This window comes from Herbaspirillum sp. CAH-3, from assembly GCF_009668275.1.
Lineage (GTDB): Bacteria > Pseudomonadota > Gammaproteobacteria > Burkholderiales > Burkholderiaceae_D > Herbaspirillum > Herbaspirillum aquaticum.
The window spans coordinates 284,784-308,612 of the sequence record NZ_VSWE01000006.1 but is presented as its reverse complement, the minus strand read 5'-3'; the positions used below and the strand labels follow the sequence as shown (position 1 = coordinate 308,612).

Below are 23,829 nucleotides of genomic sequence, written 5' to 3'. Positions count from 1 at the left end.
TGTCCGGCCGGAGCAGGTTCGCGACAGGTGCGGGCGGCTGCGCCGCTGGTCATCAGTTCCAGCTGCGCAGCAATCCCACGGCCAACCCTTCGAGTGCGAACTGGTCGTTTTCCGGCTTGACGATGATGGGCTCGAACTCCGGATTTTCAGGGAAGAGGGTGATGACGCTGCCGGTCTTTTGATAGCGCTTGACCGTGACTTCGTCGGCCAGGCGGGCGACCACGATCTGGCCGTTGCGCGCCTGGTCCGCGCGGCGCACCGCCAGCAGGTCGCCGTCGAGGATGCCGGCATCACGCATGGACATGCCGCGCACCTTCAGCAGGTAATCCGGCTTGGCCGGGAACATGGCCGGGTCGACCTGGTAGGTCTTTTCCACGTGTTCCTGGGCCAGGATGGGCGAACCCGCCGCCACGCGGCCGATCAGCGGCAGGCTCAGCTGCATCAGGGCAGGATGGGGCAGGGCCATCTGGCGTGCGGTGCTCGCGCCGGCCGCGCTGCCCGACTCGCGCAGGCGGATGCCGCGCGAGGTGCCGGGGGAAATTTCGATGGCGCCCTTGCGGGCCAGGGCCTGCAGGTGCTCTTCGGCGGCGTTGGCGGAGCGAAAGCCCAATTCGGCGGCGATCTCTGCGCGCGTGGGAGGGAAGCCGGTGTTCTCGATGGCGTTCTTGATCAGGTTCAGGATCTGTTCCTGGCGCGCAGTCAGTTTGAGCATGAGGGTGGCCTTTCTCGGAGGGAAGGCTGTTTGGATGAACAGTCTGTATTTTTATACAGGTGCAATCCTTGTGTCAACGGCAACATGCATATTCCTGGAGCGAAAAGGCAAGCTTTCTTGTTTATATAGAGCGTGCCGCAGGTGAAGGTCTTGCGTGGTCTTGTGCCCGGGGCCGCATATTGTGGTCCCCCGGCTGCATCGGCTTGATGCCGGCATTGCCGCGAGAGCGGAAACCTAGTATGATCTCGGGTTTTCCTCTTCCCACACCCGTCTTGACGCCGGGGTGGGCGTCTTCAATAAGTCCATAAGGAGTCTACATGCGTCATTATGAAATCGTATTTATCGTCCACCCGGACCAAAGCGAGCAAGTGCCGGCGATGATCGAGCGTTACAAGGGCATCGTCACCACCCGCGGCGGCAAGGTCCACCGTGTCGAAGATTGGGGCCGTCGTCAACTGGCTTACCAGATCCAGAAGCTGGCCAAGGCTCACTACGTCTGCCTGAACATCGAAGTCGACAGCGAAACGCTGGCTGAAATCGAAACCGGCTTCAAGTTCAACGACGCCGTCCTGCGCCACCTGACCGTCAAGATGAAGAAGGCCGAAACCGGTCCTTCCCCCATCCTGAAGGCAGTGCAAAAGGAAGACGCGGCCAAGAGCCGTACCGAAGCTCCGGCAGCTTAAGCGCTGCGAACATCGCGGAGAGTGAACCAGCTTCAAGTCATCGCCAGCCTGGCAGAACGTGATGTTTTGCGTTACACGCCGGCCGGTATCCCGATTGTCACTGCCAGGTTGCAGCACCAGTCGGAACAGATGGAAGCTGGCATGCAGCGCCAGGTCGAATTCGAGATCGCGGCGCTGGCAGCAGGAGAAATCTCCGGTGCGCTCAACAGGGCAGCGCTGGGGGAAGTCTTCCGGTTCACCGGCTTTTTAGCCCGCAGGAATCGCAACAGCAAGAGCGTCGTGTTTCATATCGTTGATTTTGGCCCGGTCGCGCCGGATTGAGCGGCGCAAGGTAGCCAAACAGACCTTACCCAATTTTTAGATACAGGAGCCAACCATGGCATTCGGTAAAAAGTTCGATAAAAGCAAGCTGAAAAACAAGCGTCAACAGCAAAACCCGCTGTTCAAGCGCAAGAAATTCTGCCGTTTCACCGCCGCTGGCGTTGAACAGGTCGATTACAAGGACGTGGACACGCTGAAGGACTTCGTCCAGGAAAACGGCAAGATCATGCCGGCACGCCTGACCGGTACCAAGGCCCACTACCAGCGTCAAGTTGACACCGCCATCAAGCGCGCGCGTTACCTGGCCCTGCTGCCGTACACCGATCTGCACAACGCCTAATCAGCGTCGAGAAATAGGAGAAAAACATGCAAGTCATTCTGTTGGAAAAAATCGTGAATCTCGGCGGTCTGGGTGATGTCGTGCGCGTCAAGGACGGTTTCGCACGCAACTTCCTGATCCCGCAACGCAAGGCCCGCCGCGCTACCGATGCAGCCATCGCTGAATTCGAAGCCAAGCGCGCTGACCTGGAAAAGGCTGCTGCCGAGAAGCTGGCCGCTGCCCAAGCCCAAGGCGAAAAGCTGACCGGCTCCACCGTGGAAGTGTCGCAGAAGGCCGGCGTTGATGGCCGTCTGTTCGGTTCCGTGACCAACTTCGACATCGCTGAAGCCCTGGGCAAGAAGGGTTTTGCTGTCGAGAAGTCGCAAGTGCGCCTGCCCAACGGCCCGCTGAAGACTGTTGGCGAACACCCGGTGTCGGTGGCTCTGCACACCGACGTGGTGGTCGACGTCACCATCGCAGTCAAGGGCGAGCAAGCGTAATACGCCTGTTTGCTGCAATTCGTTTTGCAATAAAAAAGCCGGGTTCGCCTGGCTTTTTTATTGTCAGTTTCTCCTGGGCATCCCGGCGGCACAGTGATTGTCGAACAGGATGTCATTGGCTTCATGTCGCATCCGTTCGCATGAAGCATCAGGTCGTGCAAAAACGTCCGGTCTGACCTACGGCTTCACATCAGCAGGTTATAATGCGCGCCATGAAAGAATCGTCCCGCGGCAATCCAGAATTTTTCCGTGGCCAGAAAGAGTCATCGGACCCCCAGATCGATGCGCTCCGCGTGCCGCCCCACTCCATCGAGGCCGAGCAATCGGTGCTGGGCGGCCTGCTGCTGGACAACGCGGCTTGGGACCGTATCGCCGATTTCGTCAGCGCTGAGGACTTCTACCGCTACGATCACCGCATCATCTTCGAGCACATCGTCAAGCTCATCAACAGCACCAAGCCGGCTGACGTCATCACCGTCTACGAAGCCATGTCCACCAGCGGCAAGGCCGAAGAGGTGGGCGGGCTGGTCTACCTGAATGCGCTGGCGCAAAACACGCCTTCTGCAGCCAACATCCGCCGTTACGCGGAGATCGTCCGCGATCGCGGCATCTTGCGCAAGCTCATCACCGTGGCCGACGAGATTTCCGGCAATGCCTTCAATCCGCAGGGCAAGGATGTGAAGTCCATGCTGGACGAGGCTGAATCCAAGATCTTCGCCATTGCCGAAGAAGGGTCACGCGGCTCGCAGGGCTTCATGGAAATCCAGCCGCTGCTGACCCAGGTGGTCGAGCGCATCGACGAGCTCTACAACCGCGACAGTTCCAGCGACATCACAGGCGTTCCGACCGGCTTCATGGACCTGGACAAGATGACCTCCGGCCTGCAGCCCGGCGACCTGATCATCGTGGCCGGCCGTCCGTCCATGGGTAAAACCGCTTTCTCGATCAACATCGGCGAGCATGTCGCCATCGAGTCGGGCCTGCCGGTGGCGGTGTTCTCCATGGAAATGGGTGGCGCGCAGCTGGCCATGCGTATGCTGGGTTCGGTCGGGCGCCTGGACCAGCACCGCCTGCGCACCGGCCGCCTGCTGGACGAGGACTGGCCGCGCCTGACGCATGCCATCCAGAAGATGAACGATGCGCAGTTCTACATCGACGAAACGCCGGCGCTGTCTCCCATCGAATTGCGCGCACGTTCGCGCCGTCTGGCTCGCCAATGCGGCAAGCTGGGACTGATCATCATCGACTACCTGCAGCTGATGTCGGGCAACGGTGGCAGCTCTTCTGAAAACCGCGCCTCCGAAATCTCGGAAATCTCGCGTAGCCTGAAGGGCCTGGCCAAGGAACTCAATTGCCCGGTCATTGCGCTGTCGCAGCTGAACCGCTCGCTGGAGCAACGTCCCAACAAGCGTCCCGTGATGTCCGACTTGCGCGAATCGGGCGCCATCGAGCAGGATGCCGACGTCATTTTGTTCATTTACCGTGATGAAGTTTACAATCCGGACTCGCCCGACAAAGGCACGGCGGAAATCATCATCGGCAAGCAGCGTAACGGCCCGATCGGCAGCATTCGCCTGTCCTTCCTGGGGATGTACACCAAGTACGACAACTATATCGGCAACCTGGCGCAGCCTTACGGCGGCGACTGATGCCATGGCGGCGTACCGGACCGGTGCGCCGCTGCAAGAGGACCACGGGTGGCGCGGGGCTACCCGTGTCATGCAAGACGGACGGCTCCCGAGGCCGTGCGTGCAGGACCGGCAGGGCGGGATTCCGGCTTCCAAGGGGGCAGCCGCAGGCCGGTTCGAAACGGCGCTTTACATGAGCGCTAACCATTGATGAGAGAGAAAAATGTTTGGACGATTGATGCCGACTGAAGGCAAATTCTTTGACCTTTTCAATCAGCATGCAGAGCTGGCGGTCAAGTGCGCGAAAGAAATGGTGGCGCTGATGACCAATTTCGACGACCTTGAAATTCGCGTGCACGCCATTGAAGCCGTCGAGAAGGAAGCCGACAAGGTCACGCACAATGCCATCGAACTGCTGCACAAGACCTTCATCACGCCGCTGGACCGTGATGACATTCACCAGCTGATCACCCGCATGGACGACATCCTGGACTTGCTCGAAGACGCGGCCCAGACCATCTCGCTCTACGACATCAAGGCCATCACGCCCGAAGCCAAGCGCTTGGCCGAGCTGTGCCTGTCCTGTGCGGAGAAGGTGCAGGCCGCCGTGGGTCTGCTGTCCAACATGGACAATTCGCGCCAGATCCTGTCGATCTGCCAGGAAATCGACCGCCTGGAATCCGACGCCGACCACGTCATGCGTGCGGCCATGTCCAAGCTGTTCCGCGACGAACCGGATGTGCGCACCCTCATCAAGCTCAAGGCCATCTACGAAATCCTGGAAACCGTCACCGATCGCTGCGAAGACGTAGCCAACATCATCGAAGGCATCATCGTCGAAAACGCCTGATCTCCCGGCGTAGCGGCGATTCCCTCGATTTCCGATGGGGACGCCGCTGGTTTCATACAACGGTTTCCCCATGCAAACAATCCAAATCAGCTTACATATTCTCGCGTTGTTGATCGTCCTGGCGCTGCTGTTCGACTTCATGAACGGTTTCCACGACGCCGCCAACGCGATCGCCACCGTGGTCTCCACGGGCGTACTGCGTCCGCAGACCGCCGTGGCCATGGCCGCCTTCTTCAACCTGGCTGCCGTGTTCGTGTTCCACCAGCTGCACGTGGCGGCCTCGGTGGGCAAGGGCACCATCGAACCGGCCATCGTTGACCAGTACGTCATCTTCGGCGCCCTCATCGGTGCCATCTTCTGGAACCTGGTGACCTGGTACTACGGTATCCCGTCCTCGTCCTCGCATGCCCTGATCGGCGGCCTGGTTGGTGCGGCCGTGGCCAAGGCCGGTACCGGCGCGCTGATCTCGGCGGGCCTGTTGAAGACGATTCTCTTCATCGTGCTCTCGCCCGTGCTGGGCCTGGTGTTTGGCTCGCTGATGATGCTCGTGGTGTCGTGGATCTTCTTCCGCTCCACACCGCGCAAGATCGATGGCTGGTTCCGCCGGCTGCAGCTGCTGTCGGCCTCCATGTACAGCCTCGGCCACGGCGGCAATGATGCGCAGAAGACCATCGGCATCATCTGGATGCTGCTGATCGCCTCCGGTTATTCGTCGCCAGACGCGCCGCCGATGTGGGTCATCATTTCCTGCTACTGCGCCATCAGCCTCGGTACGCTCTTCGGTGGCTGGCGCATCGTCAAGACCATGGGCCAGAAGATCACCAAGTTGAAGCCCGTCGGCGGTTTCTGCGCCGAAACCGGTGGCGCCATCACCTTGTTCATCGCCACTGCCCTGGGCATTCCGGTCTCGACCACCCACACCATCACCGGCGCCATCGTCGGCGTGGGCGCGGCGCAGAAGATGTCGGCCGTGCGTTGGGGTGTGGCCAGCAATATCGTCTGGGCGTGGATCTTCACCATTCCCGCCTCGGCCTTCGTGGCGGCGATCGCCTGGTGGATCGGCGTGCACGTGCTGTAAGCCTTTCCCTCTGGTCGCTGCACGCGCAGCGGCCGCCCAAAAGCAAAAAGCCACGTTTTCACGTGGCTTTTTGCTTTGACGCTGAAGAAAAGTGCTTACAACACGTCGCTGGCGTGATCGGCCAGGCGCGAGCGTTCGCCGCGTGCCAGGGTGACATGCCCGCTGTGTGCCCAGCCCTTGAAGCGGTCGACCACATAGGTCAGGCCGCTGGAGCCTTCGGTCAGGTAGGGCGTGTCGATCTGGGCGATGTTGCCCAGGCAGACGATCTTGGTGCCGGGGCCGGCGCGCGTGACCAGGGTCTTCATCTGCTTGGGCGTCAGGTTCTGGGCCTCGTCGATGATCAAGAACTTGTTCACGAAAGTGCGGCCACGCATGAAGTTGAGCGACTTGATCTTGATGCGCGAGCGGATCAGGTCCTGGGTCGCGGCGCGGCCCCATTCACCGGCATCGCCATCGGACTTGTTGAGCACTTCGAGGTTGTCATCGAAGGCGCCCATCCAGGGGCCCATCTTCTCTTCTTCCGTGCCCGGCAGGAAACCAATGTCTTCACCGACCGGCACCGTCACGCGGGTGACGATGATTTCGTTGTAGAGCTTGGTCTCCAGCACCTGCGCCAGGCCCGAAGCCAGTGCCAGCAGGGTCTTGCCGGTACCGGCCTGGCCTAGCAGGGTGACGAAATCGCACTCGGGGTTCATCAGCAGGTTCAGCGCGAAGTTCTGCTCGCGGTTGCGCGCAGTGATGCCCCAGACGCTGTTCTTGGCGTGGCCGAAGTCGCGCAGGGTCTGCAACACAGCGGTCTTGCCGTTGATCTGGCTGACCTGGCCGTAGAAGGCCGGCTCGCCATTCTTGGGCTCGATGAAGACGAACTGGTTGACCAGCAGCGAAGGCACATAGGGGCCGGTGACACGGTAGTAGGTGTAGCTGCTGCCGTGGCGGCTTTCCTGCCAGGACTCCATGCCCTTGCCGTGCTTGTTCCAGAAGTCATCCGGCAGTTGCTGGATGCCCGAATACAGCAGGTCGGTATCTTCCAGCACGTGGTCGTTGAAGTAATCTTCCGCCGGCAGTCCAATGGCACGCGCCTTCAGGCGCATGTTGATGTCCTTGGAGACCAGCACCACCGGACGTTCCGGATATTGCTGGTCCAGCGCGCGCACCACGCCCAGGATCTGGTTGTCGGCCTTGCCCTCGGGCAGGCCTTCAGGCAGCGCGGCGTTCTGCAGTTTGGTCTGGAAGTACAGGCGGCCTTTGGCATCCTTGTTGCCCAGCTTGGACAAGGGGATGCCCAGGTCAATGGAGTCCTCGGCCACGTCCGACACCAGCGCATCGAGCGAACGCGAGATCTGGCGCGCGTTGCGGGCTACTTCGGACATGCCTTTCTTGTGGTTGTCCAGCTCCTCCAGCGTGACCATGGGCAGGTAGATGTCATGCTCCTCGAAGCGGAACAGCGAGGTCGGATCGTGCATCAGCACGTTGGTATCCAGCACGAACAGTTTGGACTTGCCCAGCGTGTCGGCCACGCGGCTGGTGGGCGACTTGGGACGGGCTTCGGCGCTCTTGGGAGCGGCTTTCGGTTTCTCGGCCACGGCGGCAGTCTTGCCGGTGATGCGCGCACGGGGCGCGGCGACCTTGGTGTCGGAGACGTCGGCAACGGCAACTGCAACTTCTTGGGGTGCAACTACGGCAGCGGAGGTTTCAACGAGAGTGATGTTCGGTTTGACGGGCTTGTTGCGATCGGCCTTGGGATAGTCCTCGGGAGACAGCATCGAAGCTGGTTTGCTCGGCATTTTGGGCAGGGGCATCAGGACCTCGGAAGTGGATGAAGAAAACACCGCTTTGTCAGAGCGAACAGGTGAAGCAATACATCAGACAGCAAAGAGAGGGATCTTGCTGCAAGGCCGGGCATGCCAATGAAATCCTTGCGCCTGTGCTGCAACGTAGCGGACGTGGCCGTACGGAGGGCAGACAGGGGATGGGCGAGGGCTTGATTGGCCTGGACGGCAGGGGTGGCAAAGTAAAAAGTAAAAAAGCCGTTTCGGCAGGCCACGGGCCTTAACCTGAAACGGCTTCCAGCAAACGTTTTTCTGTTTGAATTCAATGGCTTGTATCGTTTGACCGCATGGTTGGAACGCGTCGCAGGGACTTGCCAGGTACCGGCGCCGCGGCCTGAACCGATCGCTGCTGCCGGGTACCTTGCACAGCAGCCTGGTGGGCCATTGCGCTGCAGCAACCTGACAGCCTGTCTCAGTGATCGAACGTCATTCAGGCCAGGGTATTGATGAAGGCCAGCACCTCATCCACGTGTGCAGGAACCTTCACTCCACGCCATTCTTTCACCACTTTGCCTGCGCCGTCAATCACAAACGTGCTGCGCTCCACGCCGCGTACTTGCTTGCCATACATGTTTTTCATCTTCATGACATCGAACATGGTGCACAGGGTTTCATCGGGGTCGGAGATCAACTCGAACGGCATGCCCAGCTTGCCCTTGAAGTTTTCATGGGACTTCAGGCTGTCGCGGCTGATACCGAAGATTTCGGTATTGGCGGCCTGGAACTGCGGATGCAGGTCGCGGAACTGCATGCCCTCGGTGGTACAGCCGGGCGTGTTGTCCTTGGGGTAGAAGTACAGGACCAGGTTCTTGCCGCGATAGTCGGCCAGGTTGAAGGTCTTGCCACTGGTCATGGCGGCCGAAAAGTCCGGCACGGTCTTGTTCAGGAGGGATGGTCGGTCTGTCAAAGTGGCGCCCCGTAGGTGAAGTCTTGTTGGTGGATGGTTGGCGGGCCGGCGTCTGCGGCCCTGGTAAAGCCATGGTCAAGCCCTGGTGCAGCCTACATGGCCTGCACGATCATCTCGCCCGACCGGCCCGGCAATTCGCCCCAGGCGATCGGCAGGATGGGCAGGACGTCATTCTTGATGCTCTGGTAGTAGTCGCCCATGGAGACCAGTTCATAGCCTTGGGTGCGCCAGCCGCTGAGCAATTGTTCGAAAATGGGGCCGAGTTTCTGTCCTTCAAGTTCCGCGTGCAGGGTGAACACATGGTCACGCGGTTGCTTGGTCAGCTGAAGCAAGAATTCAGCGGCATTGCCGGCATCGATCATCTTGCCGCCGATCTCGCGGCCCAGGATTTCATCCAGCGTGGGCAGGGTGGTCGGCAGCTGCACGCAGGACAGCGGCTTGCCGAACGCCGCCAGGCGATGCGGACCGGCATCGGCATCGGCCAGGCGGCCGTCTTCGCGTAGCTGCGAGCGGCCGTCCGAGCTATAGGCCATGCCGAACTGGTCCAGCTGGACGAACGCGTGATCGTTCATCTGCCAGCCTGCGGCCCCGTGCGTGCGCGGCGCTTCGCCGAAGATCTCGCGGTAGCGGGCATGCGACTTGTGCATGGTCTCTACCGTCCATTGGGCCTCGGCAGTGCGGACGTCATCCTGCCAGACACGGTGGTCCCAGGTATGGATGCCGCATTCGAAACCGGCGTCCCTGGCTGCGCGCATGAATTCGGCGCAAGTCTTGCCGATGTCCGGTGCTGGCAGCAGGGTGCCGTACATCAGGGTTTTGAGGCCGTAGTGTTCCACCACGGAGGTACGCGAGACCTTGCTGAAGAAGCCCGGACGGAAGATCTGCTTCAAGGCCCAGCCGGTGTGGTCGGGGCCGAGCGAAAACAGGAAGGTGGCGCCGGCGCGGTGGCGGCGCAACTGGTTGATCAGGTTGGGGACGCCCACGCGGGTGCCGCGGTAGGTGTCGGCGTCGATCTTGAGTGTGAGTTTGGGCAATTCGCTGGACCGGAAAGAGGGTGATGGGCGGTGGTCCGCCGTGTTCTTGCTTGCTGTCGGGGGCGTGCGCCGGGCATTGGACTGCGGCCGCCGATGACAAGTTGCGAGACTAGCATCCTGCGCCGGATAGAACAATATGCAGCAGCGCAGCATGCGGGGCAATCCAGTGTCATGGCGACGGCCTGTTTCGCCTCAATCCAGGCGCAAGGCAGCCGGAAAAAGCAAAACCGCGCCGAGGCGCGGTTTGCAGGAGAGCAGCGATCAGCGACCGGTCAGTCCATCAGTGCACGGGCCTCGGCCACCTGGCTGCGGTAGGCGTCGAAGATGTTGCGCAGGGTGTCGGCCATGGTGGTCTTGGGCGCCCAGTTCAGTTCTTCGCAGGTGTTGGTGATCTTCGGCACGCGGTTCTGCACGTCCTGGTAACCCTTGCCGTAGTAGGCGGCGGAGGTGGTTTCCACCAGCTGCACCTGCTTGGCGGAGTCGGCGTATTCCGGGTACTCGGCAGCCAGCTTGAGCATCATGTCGGCCAGGTCCTTGATGGAATAATTGTTCACCGGGTTGCCGATGTTGTAGATCTTGCCGGTGGCCACGCCGCCTTCGTTGGCGATGATCTTCATCAGGGCGTCGATGCCGTCATCGATGTAGGTGAAGGCACGCTTCTGCTGGCCGCCGTCGACCAGGGAGATGTTCTCGCCACGGACGATGTGGCCGAAGAACTGGGTCACCACGCGCGAGGAACCTTCCTTCGGGGTGTGGATCGAGTCCAGGCCGGCACCGATCCAGTTGAACGGACGGAACAGGGTGAAGTTCAGGCCGGCTTCCATGCCGTAGCCCCAGATGACGCGGTCCATCAGCTGCTTGGCACAGGAGTAGATCCAGCGCGGCTTGTTGATCGGGCCGCAGATCAGTTCGGATTCTTCCGGATCGAATTCCTCGTCATGGCACATGCCATAGACTTCCGAGGTCGAGGGGAAGACCAGATGCTTCTTGTACTTGGCAGCCGAACGCACGATCGGCAGGTTGGCTTCGAAGTCCAGCTCGAACACGCGCAGCGGGGCGTTCACGTAGGTCGACGGGGTGGCAATGGCCACCAGCGGCAGGATCACGTCACACTTCTTGACGTGATACTCCACCCACTCCTGGTTGATGGTGATATCGCCCTCGAAGAAGTGCATGCGCGACTTGTAAGCCTCGTTTTCCAGAATGTCGGTGATGCGGTCGGTCATCATGTCCATGCCGTAGACGTGCCAGTCCGTGGTTTCCAGGATGCGCTTGGACAGGTGGTGGCCGATGAAGCCGTTGACGCCGAGAATGAGGACTTTTTTCATAATGTTGAGAGCTAGTGAATGGCCCGGATTTCAGGAGGCCATGTATTTCAGATAATTGTTGAGGGAAGCATCCTGATCATTGATCTGGATCCCCAGGATCTGCAGGAAGTTGCCATCGCCACAACGGGCGTACAACTTGCCGCCTTCGAAGAACTTGTCTTGCGTACCATGGGCCCGCTGCAGGGCAGGGTGGGCCGCTGGCGGAACCAGCCGGGTTCTCGTGACCGTAATTTTATCACCCGCGATTTCCTCGAAGGCGCCGGGATAGGGCGGAGCCACCGCGCGCACCAGGTTATGCACCTCGCCGGCGGTGCGGCGCCAGTCGATGCGCCCATCTTCAGGCTTGCGGCCACTGAAATAACTGCCTTGCGACAGGTCGTTGGGCAGGTTCGGTGTCTGGCCCGCCAGCATCGCCGGCAGCACGTTCCAGAGCGTCATTTCGGCCGCCACCACCACCTTGCCGAAGACTTCATGGGCGGTGTCGTCTGGAAGGATGGGCACCGGCGTCTGCGCCACGATGGCGCCGGCATCCGGCTTGACGGTCATCTCATGCAGGGTGGCGCCGGTTTCGGTTTCGCCATGCAGTACCGCCCAGTTGATGGGCACGCGGCCGCGGTACTTGGGCAGCAGCGAACCGTGCATGTTGTAGGCGCCGCGGCGGGCGCAGGCCAGCACTTCCACCGGCAGCATATGACGATAGTAGAAGCTGAAGATGAAGTCCGGCTGCAAGGCCTGCAGCTGCGCCAGCAATTGCGGCGACCGCGGGTCGGCGGGGGTGATGCAGGCGATGCCGTGTTCGCGGCACAGGCCGGCCACGGAGCCAAACCAGATGTTCTCGGTGGCGCTGTCCTCATGGGTCACCACCAGCGACACCTGCACGCCACGGGCCAGCAGGACTTTCAGGCAGCGTACGCCTACATCATGGTAGGCAAAGACGACGGCGTTCATAAGGCTTGCTTGTCTTCTGAAGAGGATTTCTCAAGGATGGCCTGCACCACGTAGCGCGGGCGTGCCCGCACCTGCATGTAGATGCGGCCGATGTATTCGCCCAGCAGGCCAATGGAGAACAGGATCACGCCCATGAGGAAGAAGGTGATCGCAAAGAGGGTAAAGACGCCGCCCACTTCGGCGCCGATCAGCAGGCGGCGCACCACGATGAGGATGAACAGCGCCGCCGACGCGAACGACAGTCCGATGCCCAGGAGCGAGAAGAATTGCAGCGGCACCAGCGAGAAGCCGGTCACCAGGTCGAAGTTCAGGCGGATCAGGCTGTAGAAGGAATACTTCGATTCCCCGGCCGAGCGTTCTTCATGTTCCACCACGATCTCGGTCGGATTGCGCGAGAAGGTGTAGGCCAGCGCCGGCACGAAGGTATTGACCTCGCTGCAGCGGTTGACCAGGTCGATGACATTGCGGCCATAGGCCCGCAACATGTTGCCCTGGTCGGTCATCTTGATGCGGGTGATCTTTTCGCGCAGGCGGTTCATGGCCTTGGAGGCATAGGTCCGCCATGCCGAATCCTGGCGCTTGCGGCGAATCGAGCCGACATAGTCGTAGCCCTCGCGCATCTTGGCCACCAGGTTGCCGATTTCTTCCGGCGGGTTCTGCAGGTCGGCGTCCAGGGTCACGACGACGTCGCCACGGGTCGCTTCGAAGCCGGCCATGATCGCCATGTGCTGGCCGTAATTGCCGTTGAACAGCACCACTCGCGTCACATCGGGACGCAGGCGGTATTGCTCGGCCAGGATGCCGGCCGAACGGTCGCGGCTGCCATCGTTGACGAAGATGACTTCATAGCTGTAGCCCAAGGCGTCCAGCGCCGGGTAGAGGCGCTCGAACAATTTGGAGAGCCCGGATTCCTCGTTGTAAACCGGGATGACGACGGACAGTTCTGGTTTCATCAAATATCAAAAAAATGCTGGAATTACGCGGCGCCGACACGCATGGATTTGCATCGGCTGCCATAAATCAAAGGCCCGATGCGCCGCGATCAGCTTCGTCGCGGCGTTCAGGCCAGGAAAATGTGCTGCTGTGAACTTGCGAAATTGCAAATAAATCGAATTATGCCGAATTTTTTCGTCAATTTCCTTGCATGATCCGCAAAAATCAACCAAGCACCGATTTTACCGTTTCAACCGAGCGCTCAACGTCATCTTTACTCATGGCATTGAACATGGGCAGCGAGACGATGCGCTGGCCGACGCGTTCGGCCACCGGGAACATGCCTTCCTTGAAGCCGCGTTCACGATAGAGCTTCAGCAAATGAATGGCCGGGTAGTGGTAGCCGATACCGACCTGCTTTTCCATCATTTTTTCCATGAAGGCGGCGCGGGTGATGCGCTCGGGCAGGACCAGCTGGAACATGTGCCAGTTGGAATTTTCGAAATCTGCCACCGGCAGCTGGGCGCCGAAGCTGGCTTCGAAATCGCTGCCGAAACAGGAGAAATAGTGGCGCGCCAGTTCCTTGCGATGGGCGGTGACGGCATCGATATGGGCAAACTGGCCCAGGCCGATGGCAGCAGCCACGTCGGTCATGTTGAACTTGCCGCCCAGCACGTCTACCTCCAGGCCGTCGAAGCCGCTGCGGGTGACGCCTTGCAGGCGGTATTTCTCGGCCAGGCGGGCTTCCTCGGCATTGTTGAGCACCAGGAACCCGCCTTCGGAGCTGGTGATGTTCTTGTTGGCTTGCAGGCTGAAGGAGACGAAATCGCCAAACGCGCCGATGCGCTTGCCGTTCCAGGTCGATCCCAGGGCCTGGGCGGCATCTTCCACCACGCGCAGCTTGTGCTTGGCGGCGATGGCGTAGAGGCGGTCCATGTCCAGCGGCAGGCCGGCCAGGTAGACCGGGATGATGGCTTTGGTGCGCGGGGTGATGGCCGCTTCCAGGCGGTCCAGGTCGATGTTGCGGGTCACCGGGTCGATGTCGGCGAATACCGGCGTGGCGCCGGTTTCCAGGATGACGTTGGCGGTGGCGACCCAGGAGATCGGGGTGGTGATGACTTCATCGCCCGCGCCGATGCCGGCGATGCGCAGCGCGATCTCCATGGTGCAGGTGCCGGAATTGAAGGTGCGCACGATGCGCCCGCCCAGGTAGTCCGACAAGGCCTTTTCGAACGCCTGCACCTTGGGGCCGCTGGTGATCCAGCCCGAACGCAGCACCTCGCCGACAGCGGTGATGGTGGCTTCATCGATGGTGGGTTTGGCAAACGGCAGGAAGGGCAGGCTCATGGTGGAATCCGGTCAGGCTAGGTTCAGGGGAGGGGGGCGCCAGCGAAGATGCGCGGCAAGCGCCGGCGCGGCGGGCGCACGGCAACTCGCTATTGTAAATCAGCTTCTGGTCAGCAAGACAACGCCGACGATGATCACGCCGATGGCCAGCAGGCGCTGCAGCGAGATCGCCTCGCCCAGGAAATACCACGCGCCGATGGCGTTGATGATGTAGCCCAGCGACAGCAAGGGGTAGGCGATGGTCACATCCACGCGCGACAGGCCGATGATCCACACGCCCACCGAGATCACGTAGCAGGAGAGTCCGCCAATGATGGGCAGCTGGGTAGCCAGCTTGATCCCGGTGGAAAACCAGTTGTCGGCCGTCAGGTGGATCGCGCCGACGGCATTGGTGCCGGCCTTGAGCAGCAGTTGTGCAACGGCGTTGAGGCAGATGCCGGCGAAGATGAAGCCAAAGGTCGTCAGGTTCATTTCGCCGCTTTCTTCTCGCCGCCAGCGGCAGCGGCGGGCGCGGGATCATTGGCCACGATGACGCGGCGCGGGTCCTGGCCGATCAGGCGCATCGGCAGCTTGCGTTCCAGCAGCTGCTGATAGATGTTCGGCGCGATGATGGCGATGTCCTTCTTGCCTGCTGCATTGTCGGCCACCCATTGCGCCACGAAAGCGTCGATGGTCGGCAGCCACAGCTGCGGTTCTTGCTTGAGGCCGAATTCCATCTCATCGGCGTGCTGCACCAGGGTCATGGTGCGGCGCAGGTAGAAGGGCAGGGCTTGCTCGTAGCGGCCGACCAGGTAGATCGGGGTTTCCGGCTTGAGCTCGGCCTGCAGCGCCGGCACATAGTCCACGCCCGCCGAGTAACGGCCTTGCGGGTCATGGCCCAGCATCAGCAACTGTCCCGCCACGAAGGCGGTTGCGGCCAGCGAGGTCACCGCCCAGTCCTTGTGCTGGCGCGCCAGGCGGATGGCGGCGATGCCGCCGACGAAGAAGATCAGGGTCGCGGCATACAGGTAGGGCACATGCGCTTCGACCAAGGGCAGCGAGAAGGCGTCCTTGGCCAACGAGGGCACGCGCGGAATGAAGGCCAGTGCCACGGCCGAAGGCAGCGCCACCAGCGAGCCGGCCCAGGCCAGTGCCTTGTAGTCCGCTTCTTCCAGGTAGCAGGCGATCAACAGGGCCAGCGCCGGGAAGATCGGCAGGATGTAGGACGGCAGCTTGGAGTCCGAGATGCTGAAGAAAACGAAGATGAACACCGCCCACACCAGCAGCATCCGCTTGGGCTGGAAGCGGCCACCGTTGAGGCTGTTGTAGCCGGCCGTGTCGCGCTGTTCGCGGGTGCCTTTCCACAGGCTCTGGAAGAATACGCCCAGCCAGGGAATGATGCCCAGCACCAGGATGGGGATGAAGTAGTACCACGGCCCGGTACGGCTATGAATCTTGGTCGTGAAGCGCTGGAAGTGCTCGTGGATGAAGAAGAACTGCGGGAATTCCGGATTGCGCAGCGACACCGCCACGAACCAGGGGGTACAGATCGCGAAGAAGAGGATCAAGCCCTTGACCAGGTGCAGCCGCTTCCAGATCGCCCAGTCGCGTGCGAAGACGGTATAGAGTACCAGTACCGCGCCTGGCAGGACGATGCCGATCAGGCCCTTGGACAGCACCGCCAGCGCCATGCCGGCCCAGCACAAGAGCATCCAGTTGCGCTGGCCCTCGCGCGAGGCGCCGTCACGCTGTGCCATCAACAGCGAGCACAGGGCGATGGTCATCATGCCCGACAGCCCCATGTCCAGCGTGTTGATGTGGCCCATGCCCGCCCAGAAGAAGCTGGAGGCCAGCACCAGCGCGGCATAGAAGCCAACGCGGCCATTGAAGACGCGGGTGCCGGTATAAGCGGCCAGGCCGATGCCCAGCAGGCCGCACAGGCCCGTCCACAGGCGCGCCTGCCATTCACCCAGGCCAAACAGCTCGAAGGTGATGGCATTCATCCAGGTTTGCAGGGGCGGCTTCTCGAAATATTTGATGCCATTGAGGCGGGTGGTGATCCAGTCCTGCGTGGCCACCATCTCGCGCGCCATCTCGGCATAGCGGCCTTCGTCGGTGGGTACCAGCACACGGGCGCCCAGCATCCAGAACCAGACCAGCAGGAAGAGAATGAGCAGCGTCCAGACGAACGCTTTGGATTTGTACAGTTCGCGCATTGACAGCGGTTCCTTGTTGCGTGTTCTTGGGTTTCTTGTCGCGGCAGGTGCCGGCGTCAGGCCTGGGGCGCGATGATCAGCGCCAGGGCGACCTTGCGCCCTTCGGCCATGAGGATGTTGTAGGTGCGGCAGGCGGCCTGGTTGTCCATGCACTCCACGCCGATGCGGCGCGCGGTCAGCACCGTGGTCAGCTTGGGATGGACGAAGCGCTGGCGCTCGCCGGTGCCCAGGATGACCACGTCGGGCGCGGTGGCATCGATCTGGGCGAAATGCTCGGGAGTGAGTGCTTCGAAGCTCTCCACCGGCCAGGGTACCGGCTCGGTCTCGGGCAGCACCAGCAGGCTGTTGGTGAAACGGATGGCATTGAGTTCGACGCCGTCCTCATCATAGGCGGTGACGGTCTGGTATTGCTTGGTTTCGGTCGAATGGAGCTTCATCGCAGATGGGCAGGATGGGTTGCAGGCGGCCCCGCGGGGCGAACGGCCGGGCCATGATGTCAAGCCGACATGCATCGCAGCAACGCGGTCGTAAAGTGCGCCATTGTAGCCGTTTCCGACCCCGGCGCACGCCTATTTGATTGATAAAATGCTTAGCTTTGGGCAAAATGGCCGGTTCCCGGCAAGCCCAAGAGGCAGCGCCGCAGGCCGCTTTGCAGGTGCTTTACATTGCACCGCAGCAGGCAACACCGTGCAGGAAAATGACGGCAAGCGTGGTAATGGAGGGAGCCGCAGCATAAAGGTTCCGGTCCGGCGTCCCGCGGCCGATGAAGCAGGACAGGACGGGCAGGGCCAATGCCGCCTGTGGCGAAACGATTAGAGGAAGAGCTGTGCGACCGATTCAGAAATCCAAGAAGTTGGCAGATGTGTGTTACGACATTCGGGGTCCCGTGCTGGAAAAGGCGCGCCAGATGGAGGAAGAGGGCCACAAGATCATCAAGCTCAACATCGGCAACCTGGCCGCCTTCGGCTTCGATGCGCCCGACGAGATCGTGCAGGACATGATCCGCAACATGGGCAATGCCTCCGGCTACACCGATTCCAAGGGCCTGTTCGCGCCGCGCAAGTCGGTCATGCACTACACCCAGCAAAAGAAGATCGAAGGCGTGACCATCGATGACATCTACCTGGGCAATGGCGCCTCCGAACTGATCGTCATGAGCGTCAATGCGCTGCTCAACACCGGCGACGAAGTGCTGGTGCCCTCGCCCGACTACCCGCTGTGGACGGCCGCCGTGAGCCTGTCCGGCGGCACCCCGGTGCATTACGTCTGCGACGAGCAGCAAGGCTGGCAGCCCGACATCGCCGACATCAAGAAGAAGATCACCCCCAATACCAAGGCCATCGTCGTCATCAACCCCAACAACCCGACCGGTGCGCTGTATTCGGTGGAGGTGTTGAAGGAAATCATCGAACTGGCGCGCCAGCACCAGCTGATCATCCTGGCCGACGAGATCTACGACAAGGTGCTCTACGACGGCAACACCCACACCTCGCTGGCCTCGCTGGCCGATGATGTGCTGTTCATCACCTTCAACGGCTTGTCCAAGAACTATCGTTCCTGCGGCTACCGCGCCGGCTGGATGGTGGTCTCGGGCGAGAAGAAGCATGCGCGCGACTACATCGAAGGCCTCAACATGCTGGCCTCGATGCGCCTGTGCGCCAATGCGCCCGGCCAGTTCGCCATCCAGACCGCGCTGGGTGGCTACCAGAGCATCAATGACCTGGTCGCGCCCAATGGCCGCCTGACCAAGCAGCGCGACCTGGCGCACAAGCTGCTCACCGATATTCCCGGTGTGACCTGCGTGAAGCCCAAGTCGGCGCTCTACATGTTCCCGCGCCTGGATCCCGAGGTCTATCCGATCAAGGATGACCAGGAATTCGCCTACGAACTGCTGGCCGAGGAAAAGGTATTGATCGTGCAGGGCACCGGCTTCAATTGCCCCACGCCGGACCACTTCCGCGTGGTGTTCCTGCCCAACACCGATGACCTGACCGAATCCATGGGGCGCATCGCGCACTTCCTGGAAGGCTATCGCCGCCGCCACGGCACGGCCTGATCCGTTTTGCAGTACCCGTCACGCCCGCTGCCTGCGGCGTGGCGGTCATTTTTCACCAACCACGAAGACAATATGAAATCCATCAAAGTAGGTTTGCTCGGCATCGGCACCGTGGGTTCCGGTACTTTCAATGTTCTCCAGCGCAACCAGCAAGAGATTGCGCGCCGTGCAGGCCGGGGCATTGAAATTACCATGGTCGCCGCTCGCAACACTGCCCGCGCGACCGAACTGACCCAAGGACAAGTCAAGGTCGTCAATGACGGCAACCTGGTGGTGAACGATCCCGAGATCGATATCGTCGTGGAGCTGATCGGCGGCGATGACATCGCCCGCGACCTGGTGCTCAAGGCCATCGCCAACGGCAAGCATGTGGTCACGGCCAACAAGGCCCTGATCGCCAAGCACGGCAATGAAATCTTCAAGGCAGCACAGGAAAAGGGCGTCATGGTGGCCTTCGAGGCGGCCGTGGCCGGTGGCATCCCCATCATCAAGGCCTTGCGCGAGGGCCTGACCGCCAACCGCATCCAGTGGGTGGCCGGCATCATCAACGGCACCACCAACTTCATCCTCTCCGAGATGCGCGACAAGGGCCTGGACTTCGACGTGGTGCTGAAGGAAGCGCAACGCCTGGGCTATGCAGAAGCCGATCCGACCTTCGACATCGAAGGCGTCGATGCGGCCCACAAGCTGACCATCATGGCCTCGATCGCCTTCGGCATCCCGGTGCAGTTTGACAAGGCCCACGTGGAAGGCATCACCAAGCTGCAGGCCAGCGACATCACCTATGCCGAGAAGCTGGGCTATCGCATCAAGCTCCTGGGCATCACCCGCCAGACGGCCAAGGGCATCGAACTGCGCGTGCACCCGACGCTGATCCCGGCCTCGCGCCTGATCGCCAACGTCGAGGGTGCGATGAACGCCGTGGTGGTGCGGGGCGACGCCGTGGGCGAGGCGCTCTACTACGGCAAGGGCGCCGGTTCCGAACCGACCGCCTCGGCCGTGATCGCCGACCTGGTCGACATCACCCGCCTGGCCACCGCCGATCCGGAACACCACGTGCCTTCGCTGGCGTTCCAGCTCAACGCCATGGCCGATACCCCGGTGCTGCCGATGAGCGAAGTGGTCACCAGCTACTACCTGCGCATCCGCGTGGCCGACCAGGCCGGCGTGCTGGCCGATGTGACGCGCATCCTGGCCGACTCGACCATCTCCATCGACGCCATGTTGCAGAAGGAGCCGGCCGAAGGCGAACAGCAGACCGACATCATCATGCTGACCCACCAGACCCAGGAAAAGAACATCGAGGCCGCCATTGCCAAGATCGAATCCCTGGCCACGGTGGTCGGCCAGGTCACCAAGATCCGCCTGGAAGAGCTGAGCTGATCCGACCTGCTGTCATCGCATCAACGAAGAACGGAGCCCGCGGGCTCCGTTTTTCTTTAGATCGGGGAGGAGGGGGTAACGCCCCCCATGATCATTTCTTCAGTTCGAAATTGCAGACCGCCTGCAGCATGGCGTCGCCCACCGACATCGACTTGGGCTGGATGAACTGCATACCCTTCAGGGCATCACTATGGTCACGCTTGTCGCCCTTGCCATCGTTGTCGGCAAAGATGATCTCGCGCACCAGCTTCATGGTGCCGGCCTTGCAGTTGTACTGGTGCAAATCCTTGTAGGACTTCAGCGCCGGGAAATCCTTGTCGCCGCTGTTGGGGCGCGCTTCCTTGAAGTTCCACATCGACCAGGCCTCGCGAATGCCGTTGGCCTCGACGATGGAGTCGGTGTCCACCAACAGTTCGGCGGCGTCCGAACCGCCCAGCGATTGCCAGTTTTCGGCGTGTGCCGGCAGGCTCGCCAGCAGGGCGCCGAACAGGCCGGTCGTAGCCAGCAGGGTCTTGATCTTGTGGTTCATGCCGTTTTCCATCCTTTTGAGTTTGAAGTCCATCTTTGATGTGGCCAGCGTGCAAACATTCCCGTCATCCCGGCGGGCTGCACGAAGTGGCGCAGCATAGCCCGGCCATGCGCGGCTTTCAAGGGCGGTAACGTTTTATTTCAGCTTGGGCTGCTGTCATGATGATCCAGTGCAACAATTGCGCGTCCCAGCCCGGGATCGCGCCACATGGCCCTGCGTGCAGGTGCAGCTTTCTTCCATGCCGCGCTTTTGTGCAAGGCCTGCTGGCCGTATAATCGTGGACTTTCCTCCCATTCCACGCTCCCGCCGCCTGCCGGCGCATCCTAATCGACATGCAATACGTTTCCACCCGCGGTCACGCTGCAACTCCTTCCTTTTCCGACATCCTGCTGGGCGGCCTGGCTCCTGATGGTGGCCTGTACCTGCCGGCCACCTATCCGCAGGTCAGCAGTGCCGAGCTGGACCAGTGGCGCACGCTGTCGTATGCCGACCTGGCCTTCGAAGTGCTCAAGAAATTCGCCACCGATATTCCCGAAGCCGACCTGAAGGCGCTGGCGCACAAGACCTATACCGCCGACGTCTACCGCAACACCCGCGCCGGTGAAGATGCCAGCCAGATCACCCCGCTGCGTACCCTGCAGGAAGAAGACGGCAAGAAGCTGGTGCTGCAAAGCCTGTCCAATGGTCCCACGCTGGCCTTCAAGGACATGGCGATGCAATTGCTGGGCAACCTGTTCGAATATGCGCTGGCCAAGAAGGGCGCGGAATTGAACATCGTCGGTGCCACCTCCGGCGACACCGGCAGCGCCGCTGAATACGCCATGCGCGGCAAGAAGGGCATCCGTGTCTTCATGCTGTCGCCGCACAAGAAGATGAGCGCCTTCCAGACCGCGCAGATGTTCAGCCTGCAGGACCCGAACATCTTCAACCTGGCCGTCGAAGGCGTCTTCGATGATTGCCAGGACATCGTCAAGGCCATCTCCAACGACCTGGAATACAAGGCCGCCAAGAAGATCGGTACCGTCAACTCGATCAACTGGGCGCGCGTGGTGGCGCAGGTGGTGTACTACTTCCGTGGCTATCTGGCAGCCACGACCAGCAACGAGCAGAAGGTGTCCTTCACCGTGCCCTCGGGCAACTTCGGCAATATCTGCGCTGGCCACATCGCCCGCATGATGGGCCTGCCCATCGACAAGCTGGTGGTGGCCACCAACGAGAACGACGTGCTGGATGAATTCTTCCGCACCGGCCACTACCGTGTACGCAAGTCCGCCGAGACCTACCACACCAGCAGCCCCAGCATGGACATCAGCAAGGCCTCCAACTTCGAGCGCTTCGTCTACGACCTGCTGGGCCGTGACAGCGCACGGGTCAAGGCCCTGTTCCACAAGGTCGAGACCGCAGGCGGCTTCGACCTGAGCGGCCAGGCCGGCAGCGACGGCAATGAATTCGCCAGCGTGCTCCAGTATGGCTTCGCTTCCGGCAAGTCCACCCACAGCGACCGCCTGGAGACCATTCGTTTCGCCGAAAAGGCCTATGGCATCACCGTCGACACCCATACCGCCGATGGTATCAAGGTAGCGCGCGAGCATCTGACGCCGGGCGTGACCATGATCGTGCTGGAGACGGCCTTGCCGGCCAAGTTCAATGAAACCATCCGCGAAGCCCTGGGCCGCGACGCCGACCGTCCGGCGGGCTTCGAGAACATCGAGGCGCTGCCGCAGCGCTTTGAGGTGATGCCGGCCGATGCCGCCCGGGTGAAGGACTACGTGGCCCAACACACCGGCCTGTAAGCCGCGCCTTACCCTCTCTACGCCGTCCGCGCCATTGGCCCGGACGGCGTTTTTCATGGAGCGCGTGCGTGCGGCGATTGCATTAGAATGTCGGGTCGCTGTATCGACCCGAAAACAACGCTTTACCCTTGTCCCGAACTTCGATCTTCTCCGTCAGGCCTGCCATGTCCTCCACGCCCACTCCTTCTGCAGCCCCCTCATCCGACAAGCCGGCTCGCCCGCCCATGCAAAGCGTCAGCCAGGCGCTCGACACCTTGCTGTCGGCCGCCGTGCCGGTCGTGGAGAGCGAGACCGTCGATACGCTGGAGGCGTGTGGACGCGTGCTGGCAGCGCCCGTGACGGCCTCCATCGACGTGCCCGGCATGGACAATTCGCAGATGGATGGCTACGCCGTGCGTGCAGCCGATTGCGCCTCGGGCCAGGCCCGTCTGCGCGTGTCGCAGCGCATTCCGGCGGGCCATGTGGGCCAGCCGCTGGAAGCGGGTACGGCGGCGCGCATCTTCACCGGCGCGATGATGCCGCAGGGCGCGGACGCCGTGGTCATGCAGGAAGCCTGCGAGACCGAGGGCGAGTACGTGGTGATCCGCCATGTCCCCGAGAGCGGTGAATGGGTGCGCATGATCGGTGAAGACATCCGCCAGGGCAGCACCATCCTCCCGGCCGGCACCCGCCTGCGCCCGCAGGAACTGGGCTTGGCCGCCTCCATCGGTCAGGCGCAGCTGCAGGTGCTGCGGCCGGTGCGTGTGGCGGTGTTCTTCACTGGCGATGAACTGACCATGCCCGGGCAGCCATTGAAGCCGGGCGGCATCTACAACTCCAATCGCTTCCTGCTGCGCGGCCTGTTGCAAAAACTGGGCTGCCAGGTGAGCGACTTCGGCATCGTGCCTGACAGCCTTGAGGCGACCCGCCAGACCCTGCGCGAGGCTGCGCGCGAGCACGACCTCATCATCACCAGCGGCGGCGTCTCGGTGGGGGAAGAAGACCATGTGAAGCCTGCTGTCGAAGCTGAAGGCCGTATCAACATGTGGCAGATCGCCATGAAGCCTGGCAAGCCGCTGGCCTTCGGCCAGGTGCGCCGCGGGCAAGGGGAGGGAGAGCAGGGAAGTGAAGCTTTCTTCCTGGGGTTGCCGGGCAATCCGGTGTCTTCTTTCGTGACCTTCCTGCTTTTCGTACGGCCCTTCATCCTGCGCTTGCAAGGCTTGCCGCGTGAGGCCGTGCTGCCTCGGCCGGTGGCCATGCGCGCCGACTTCGACTGGCCGCGTGCCGACCGCCGCCAGGAATTCCTGCGCGTGCGCCGCAATGTCCAAGGCGGGCTGGATCTCTTCCCCAGCCAGGGTTCGGCGGTGCTGACCTCGACCGCCTGGGCCGACGGCCTGATCGACAATCCGCCAGGGCAGACCATCAAGGCCGGCGATACGGTGCAGTTCCTGGCCTTCGATCATTTACTGAACTGAAT

At 61.6% G+C, this 23,829-nt stretch carries 23 protein-coding genes; 11 read left to right on the top strand and 12 right to left on the bottom strand.

Features of this window, described 5'->3' with window-relative positions; genetic code table 11:
* Positions 1 to 52: 52 nt before the first annotated feature.
* A complete protein-coding gene (gene lexA, locus FYB76_RS10210; protein ID WP_088753772.1) occupies positions 53 to 712 on the bottom strand; it encodes a transcriptional repressor LexA in 660 nt (219 codons plus the stop codon).
* 317 nt (positions 713 to 1,029) lie between these two features.
* Here lexA and rpsF point away from each other — a divergent pair, with 317 nt between their 5' ends.
* The 7 genes from rpsF to FYB76_RS10175 all read left to right on the top strand — a co-directional run bounded on the left by rpsF (position 1,030) and on the right by FYB76_RS10175 (position 6,091).
* Positions 1,030 to 1,395, top strand: a complete 366-nt coding sequence (rpsF, locus tag FYB76_RS10205) for a 30S ribosomal protein S6 (RefSeq protein ID WP_006462645.1) — start codon at positions 1,030 to 1,032, stop codon at positions 1,393 to 1,395.
* 21 nt (positions 1,396 to 1,416) lie between these two features.
* Positions 1,417 to 1,716, top strand: coding sequence for a primosomal replication protein N (priB, locus tag FYB76_RS10200; protein WP_088753773.1), 300 nt, complete (start codon positions 1,417 to 1,419; stop codon positions 1,714 to 1,716).
* A 55-nt stretch (positions 1,717 to 1,771) separates the two neighbouring features.
* Positions 1,772 to 2,056 carry a 30S ribosomal protein S18 gene (gene rpsR, locus FYB76_RS10195; protein WP_006462643.1) on the top strand — a complete coding sequence of 95 codons (285 nt, stop codon included), beginning with the start codon at positions 1,772 to 1,774 and terminating at the stop codon, positions 2,054 to 2,056.
* 26 nt (positions 2,057 to 2,082) lie between these two features.
* The gene (rplI, locus tag FYB76_RS10190) at positions 2,083 to 2,535 is read left to right on the top strand and encodes a 50S ribosomal protein L9 (protein ID WP_088753774.1); all 453 of its coding nucleotides are present in this window, start codon (positions 2,083 to 2,085) and stop codon (positions 2,533 to 2,535) included.
* Positions 2,536 to 2,738: 203 nt separating this feature from the next.
* Positions 2,739 to 4,184 carry a replicative DNA helicase gene (locus FYB76_RS10185; RefSeq protein WP_041310594.1) on the top strand — a complete coding sequence of 482 codons (1,446 nt, stop codon included), beginning with the start codon at positions 2,739 to 2,741 and terminating at the stop codon, positions 4,182 to 4,184.
* 202 nt (positions 4,185 to 4,386) lie between these two features.
* Entirely contained in the window at positions 4,387 to 5,013 is a 627-nt protein-coding gene (locus FYB76_RS10180; protein WP_034330265.1) for a DUF47 domain-containing protein, read from the top strand.
* 70 nt (positions 5,014 to 5,083) lie between these two features.
* On the top strand, positions 5,084 to 6,091 hold the full coding sequence (locus FYB76_RS10175) for an inorganic phosphate transporter (protein ID WP_039788418.1): 1,008 nt from the start codon (positions 5,084 to 5,086) through the stop codon (positions 6,089 to 6,091).
* Between the two features lie 95 nt (positions 6,092 to 6,186).
* On the opposite strand, the gene FYB76_RS10170 is transcribed toward FYB76_RS10175, so the two are convergent.
* The 10 genes from FYB76_RS10170 to FYB76_RS10125 form a co-directional block, all read right to left on the bottom strand.
* Positions 6,187 to 7,854, bottom strand: a complete 1,668-nt coding sequence (locus FYB76_RS10170; RefSeq protein ID WP_154133583.1) for a PhoH family protein — start codon at positions 7,852 to 7,854, stop codon at positions 6,187 to 6,189.
* 496 nt (positions 7,855 to 8,350) lie between these two features.
* Positions 8,351 to 8,827: a peroxiredoxin gene (locus FYB76_RS10165; protein ID WP_088753776.1), complete on the bottom strand. Its 477-nt coding sequence runs from the start codon at positions 8,825 to 8,827 to the stop codon at positions 8,351 to 8,353.
* Positions 8,828 to 8,919: 92 nt separating this feature from the next.
* Positions 8,920 to 9,861 carry a xylanase gene (locus FYB76_RS10160; protein WP_154133567.1) on the bottom strand — a complete coding sequence of 314 codons (942 nt, stop codon included), beginning with the start codon at positions 9,859 to 9,861 and terminating at the stop codon, positions 8,920 to 8,922.
* Between the two features lie 272 nt (positions 9,862 to 10,133).
* The gene (locus FYB76_RS10155; protein WP_088753778.1) at positions 10,134 to 11,189 is read right to left on the bottom strand and encodes a bifunctional UDP-4-keto-pentose/UDP-xylose synthase; all 1,056 of its coding nucleotides are present in this window, start codon (positions 11,187 to 11,189) and stop codon (positions 10,134 to 10,136) included.
* A 30-nt stretch (positions 11,190 to 11,219) separates the two neighbouring features.
* On the bottom strand, positions 11,220 to 12,137 hold the full coding sequence (locus FYB76_RS10150; protein WP_154133566.1) for a formyltransferase: 918 nt from the start codon (positions 12,135 to 12,137) through the stop codon (positions 11,220 to 11,222).
* Complete coding sequence (locus tag FYB76_RS10145) at positions 12,134 to 13,090, bottom strand: glycosyltransferase (RefSeq protein ID WP_088753780.1); 957 nt, start codon at positions 13,088 to 13,090, stop codon at positions 12,134 to 12,136. The genes FYB76_RS10150 and FYB76_RS10145 overlap by 4 nt, the downstream gene beginning before the upstream one ends.
* Positions 13,091 to 13,295: 205 nt before the next feature.
* On the bottom strand, positions 13,296 to 14,417 hold the full coding sequence (locus FYB76_RS10140; RefSeq protein WP_154133565.1) for a DegT/DnrJ/EryC1/StrS aminotransferase family protein: 1,122 nt from the start codon (positions 14,415 to 14,417) through the stop codon (positions 13,296 to 13,298).
* A gap of 99 nt (positions 14,418 to 14,516) precedes the next feature.
* Positions 14,517 to 14,888, bottom strand: coding sequence for an EamA family transporter (locus FYB76_RS10135; protein ID WP_088753782.1), 372 nt, complete (start codon positions 14,886 to 14,888; stop codon positions 14,517 to 14,519).
* Positions 14,885 to 16,612, bottom strand: a complete 1,728-nt coding sequence (locus tag FYB76_RS10130) for a glycosyltransferase family 39 protein (protein ID WP_088753783.1) — start codon at positions 16,610 to 16,612, stop codon at positions 14,885 to 14,887. The genes FYB76_RS10135 and FYB76_RS10130 overlap by 4 nt, the downstream gene beginning before the upstream one ends.
* 56 nt (positions 16,613 to 16,668) lie before the next feature.
* Positions 16,669 to 17,049: an Mth938-like domain-containing protein gene (locus FYB76_RS10125; RefSeq protein WP_034340990.1), complete on the bottom strand. Its 381-nt coding sequence runs from the start codon at positions 17,047 to 17,049 to the stop codon at positions 16,669 to 16,671.
* 389 nt (positions 17,050 to 17,438) lie between these two features.
* Between FYB76_RS10125 and FYB76_RS10120 the strand changes: the two genes are divergently transcribed.
* On the top strand, positions 17,439 to 18,668 hold the full coding sequence (locus FYB76_RS10120; protein WP_088753784.1) for a pyridoxal phosphate-dependent aminotransferase: 1,230 nt from the start codon (positions 17,439 to 17,441) through the stop codon (positions 18,666 to 18,668).
* A 72-nt stretch (positions 18,669 to 18,740) separates the two neighbouring features.
* Positions 18,741 to 20,051: a homoserine dehydrogenase gene (locus FYB76_RS10115; RefSeq protein WP_088753785.1), complete on the top strand. Its 1,311-nt coding sequence runs from the start codon at positions 18,741 to 18,743 to the stop codon at positions 20,049 to 20,051.
* Between the two features lie 91 nt (positions 20,052 to 20,142).
* On the opposite strand, the gene FYB76_RS10110 is transcribed toward FYB76_RS10115, so the two are convergent.
* Positions 20,143 to 20,580: a surface-adhesin E family protein gene (locus FYB76_RS10110; protein ID WP_088754024.1), complete on the bottom strand. Its 438-nt coding sequence runs from the start codon at positions 20,578 to 20,580 to the stop codon at positions 20,143 to 20,145.
* A gap of 332 nt (positions 20,581 to 20,912) precedes the next feature.
* On the opposite strand from FYB76_RS10110, the gene thrC reads away from it, so the two are divergent.
* Both thrC and glp read left to right on the top strand, forming a co-directional pair.
* Positions 20,913 to 22,373, top strand: a complete 1,461-nt coding sequence (thrC, locus tag FYB76_RS10105; protein ID WP_154133564.1) for a threonine synthase — start codon at positions 20,913 to 20,915, stop codon at positions 22,371 to 22,373.
* Positions 22,374 to 22,597: 224 nt separating this feature from the next.
* The gene (gene glp / locus FYB76_RS10100; RefSeq protein ID WP_370516339.1) at positions 22,598 to 23,827 is read left to right on the top strand and encodes a gephyrin-like molybdotransferase Glp; all 1,230 of its coding nucleotides are present in this window, start codon (positions 22,598 to 22,600) and stop codon (positions 23,825 to 23,827) included.
* Positions 23,828 to 23,829: the final 2 nt, after the last annotated feature.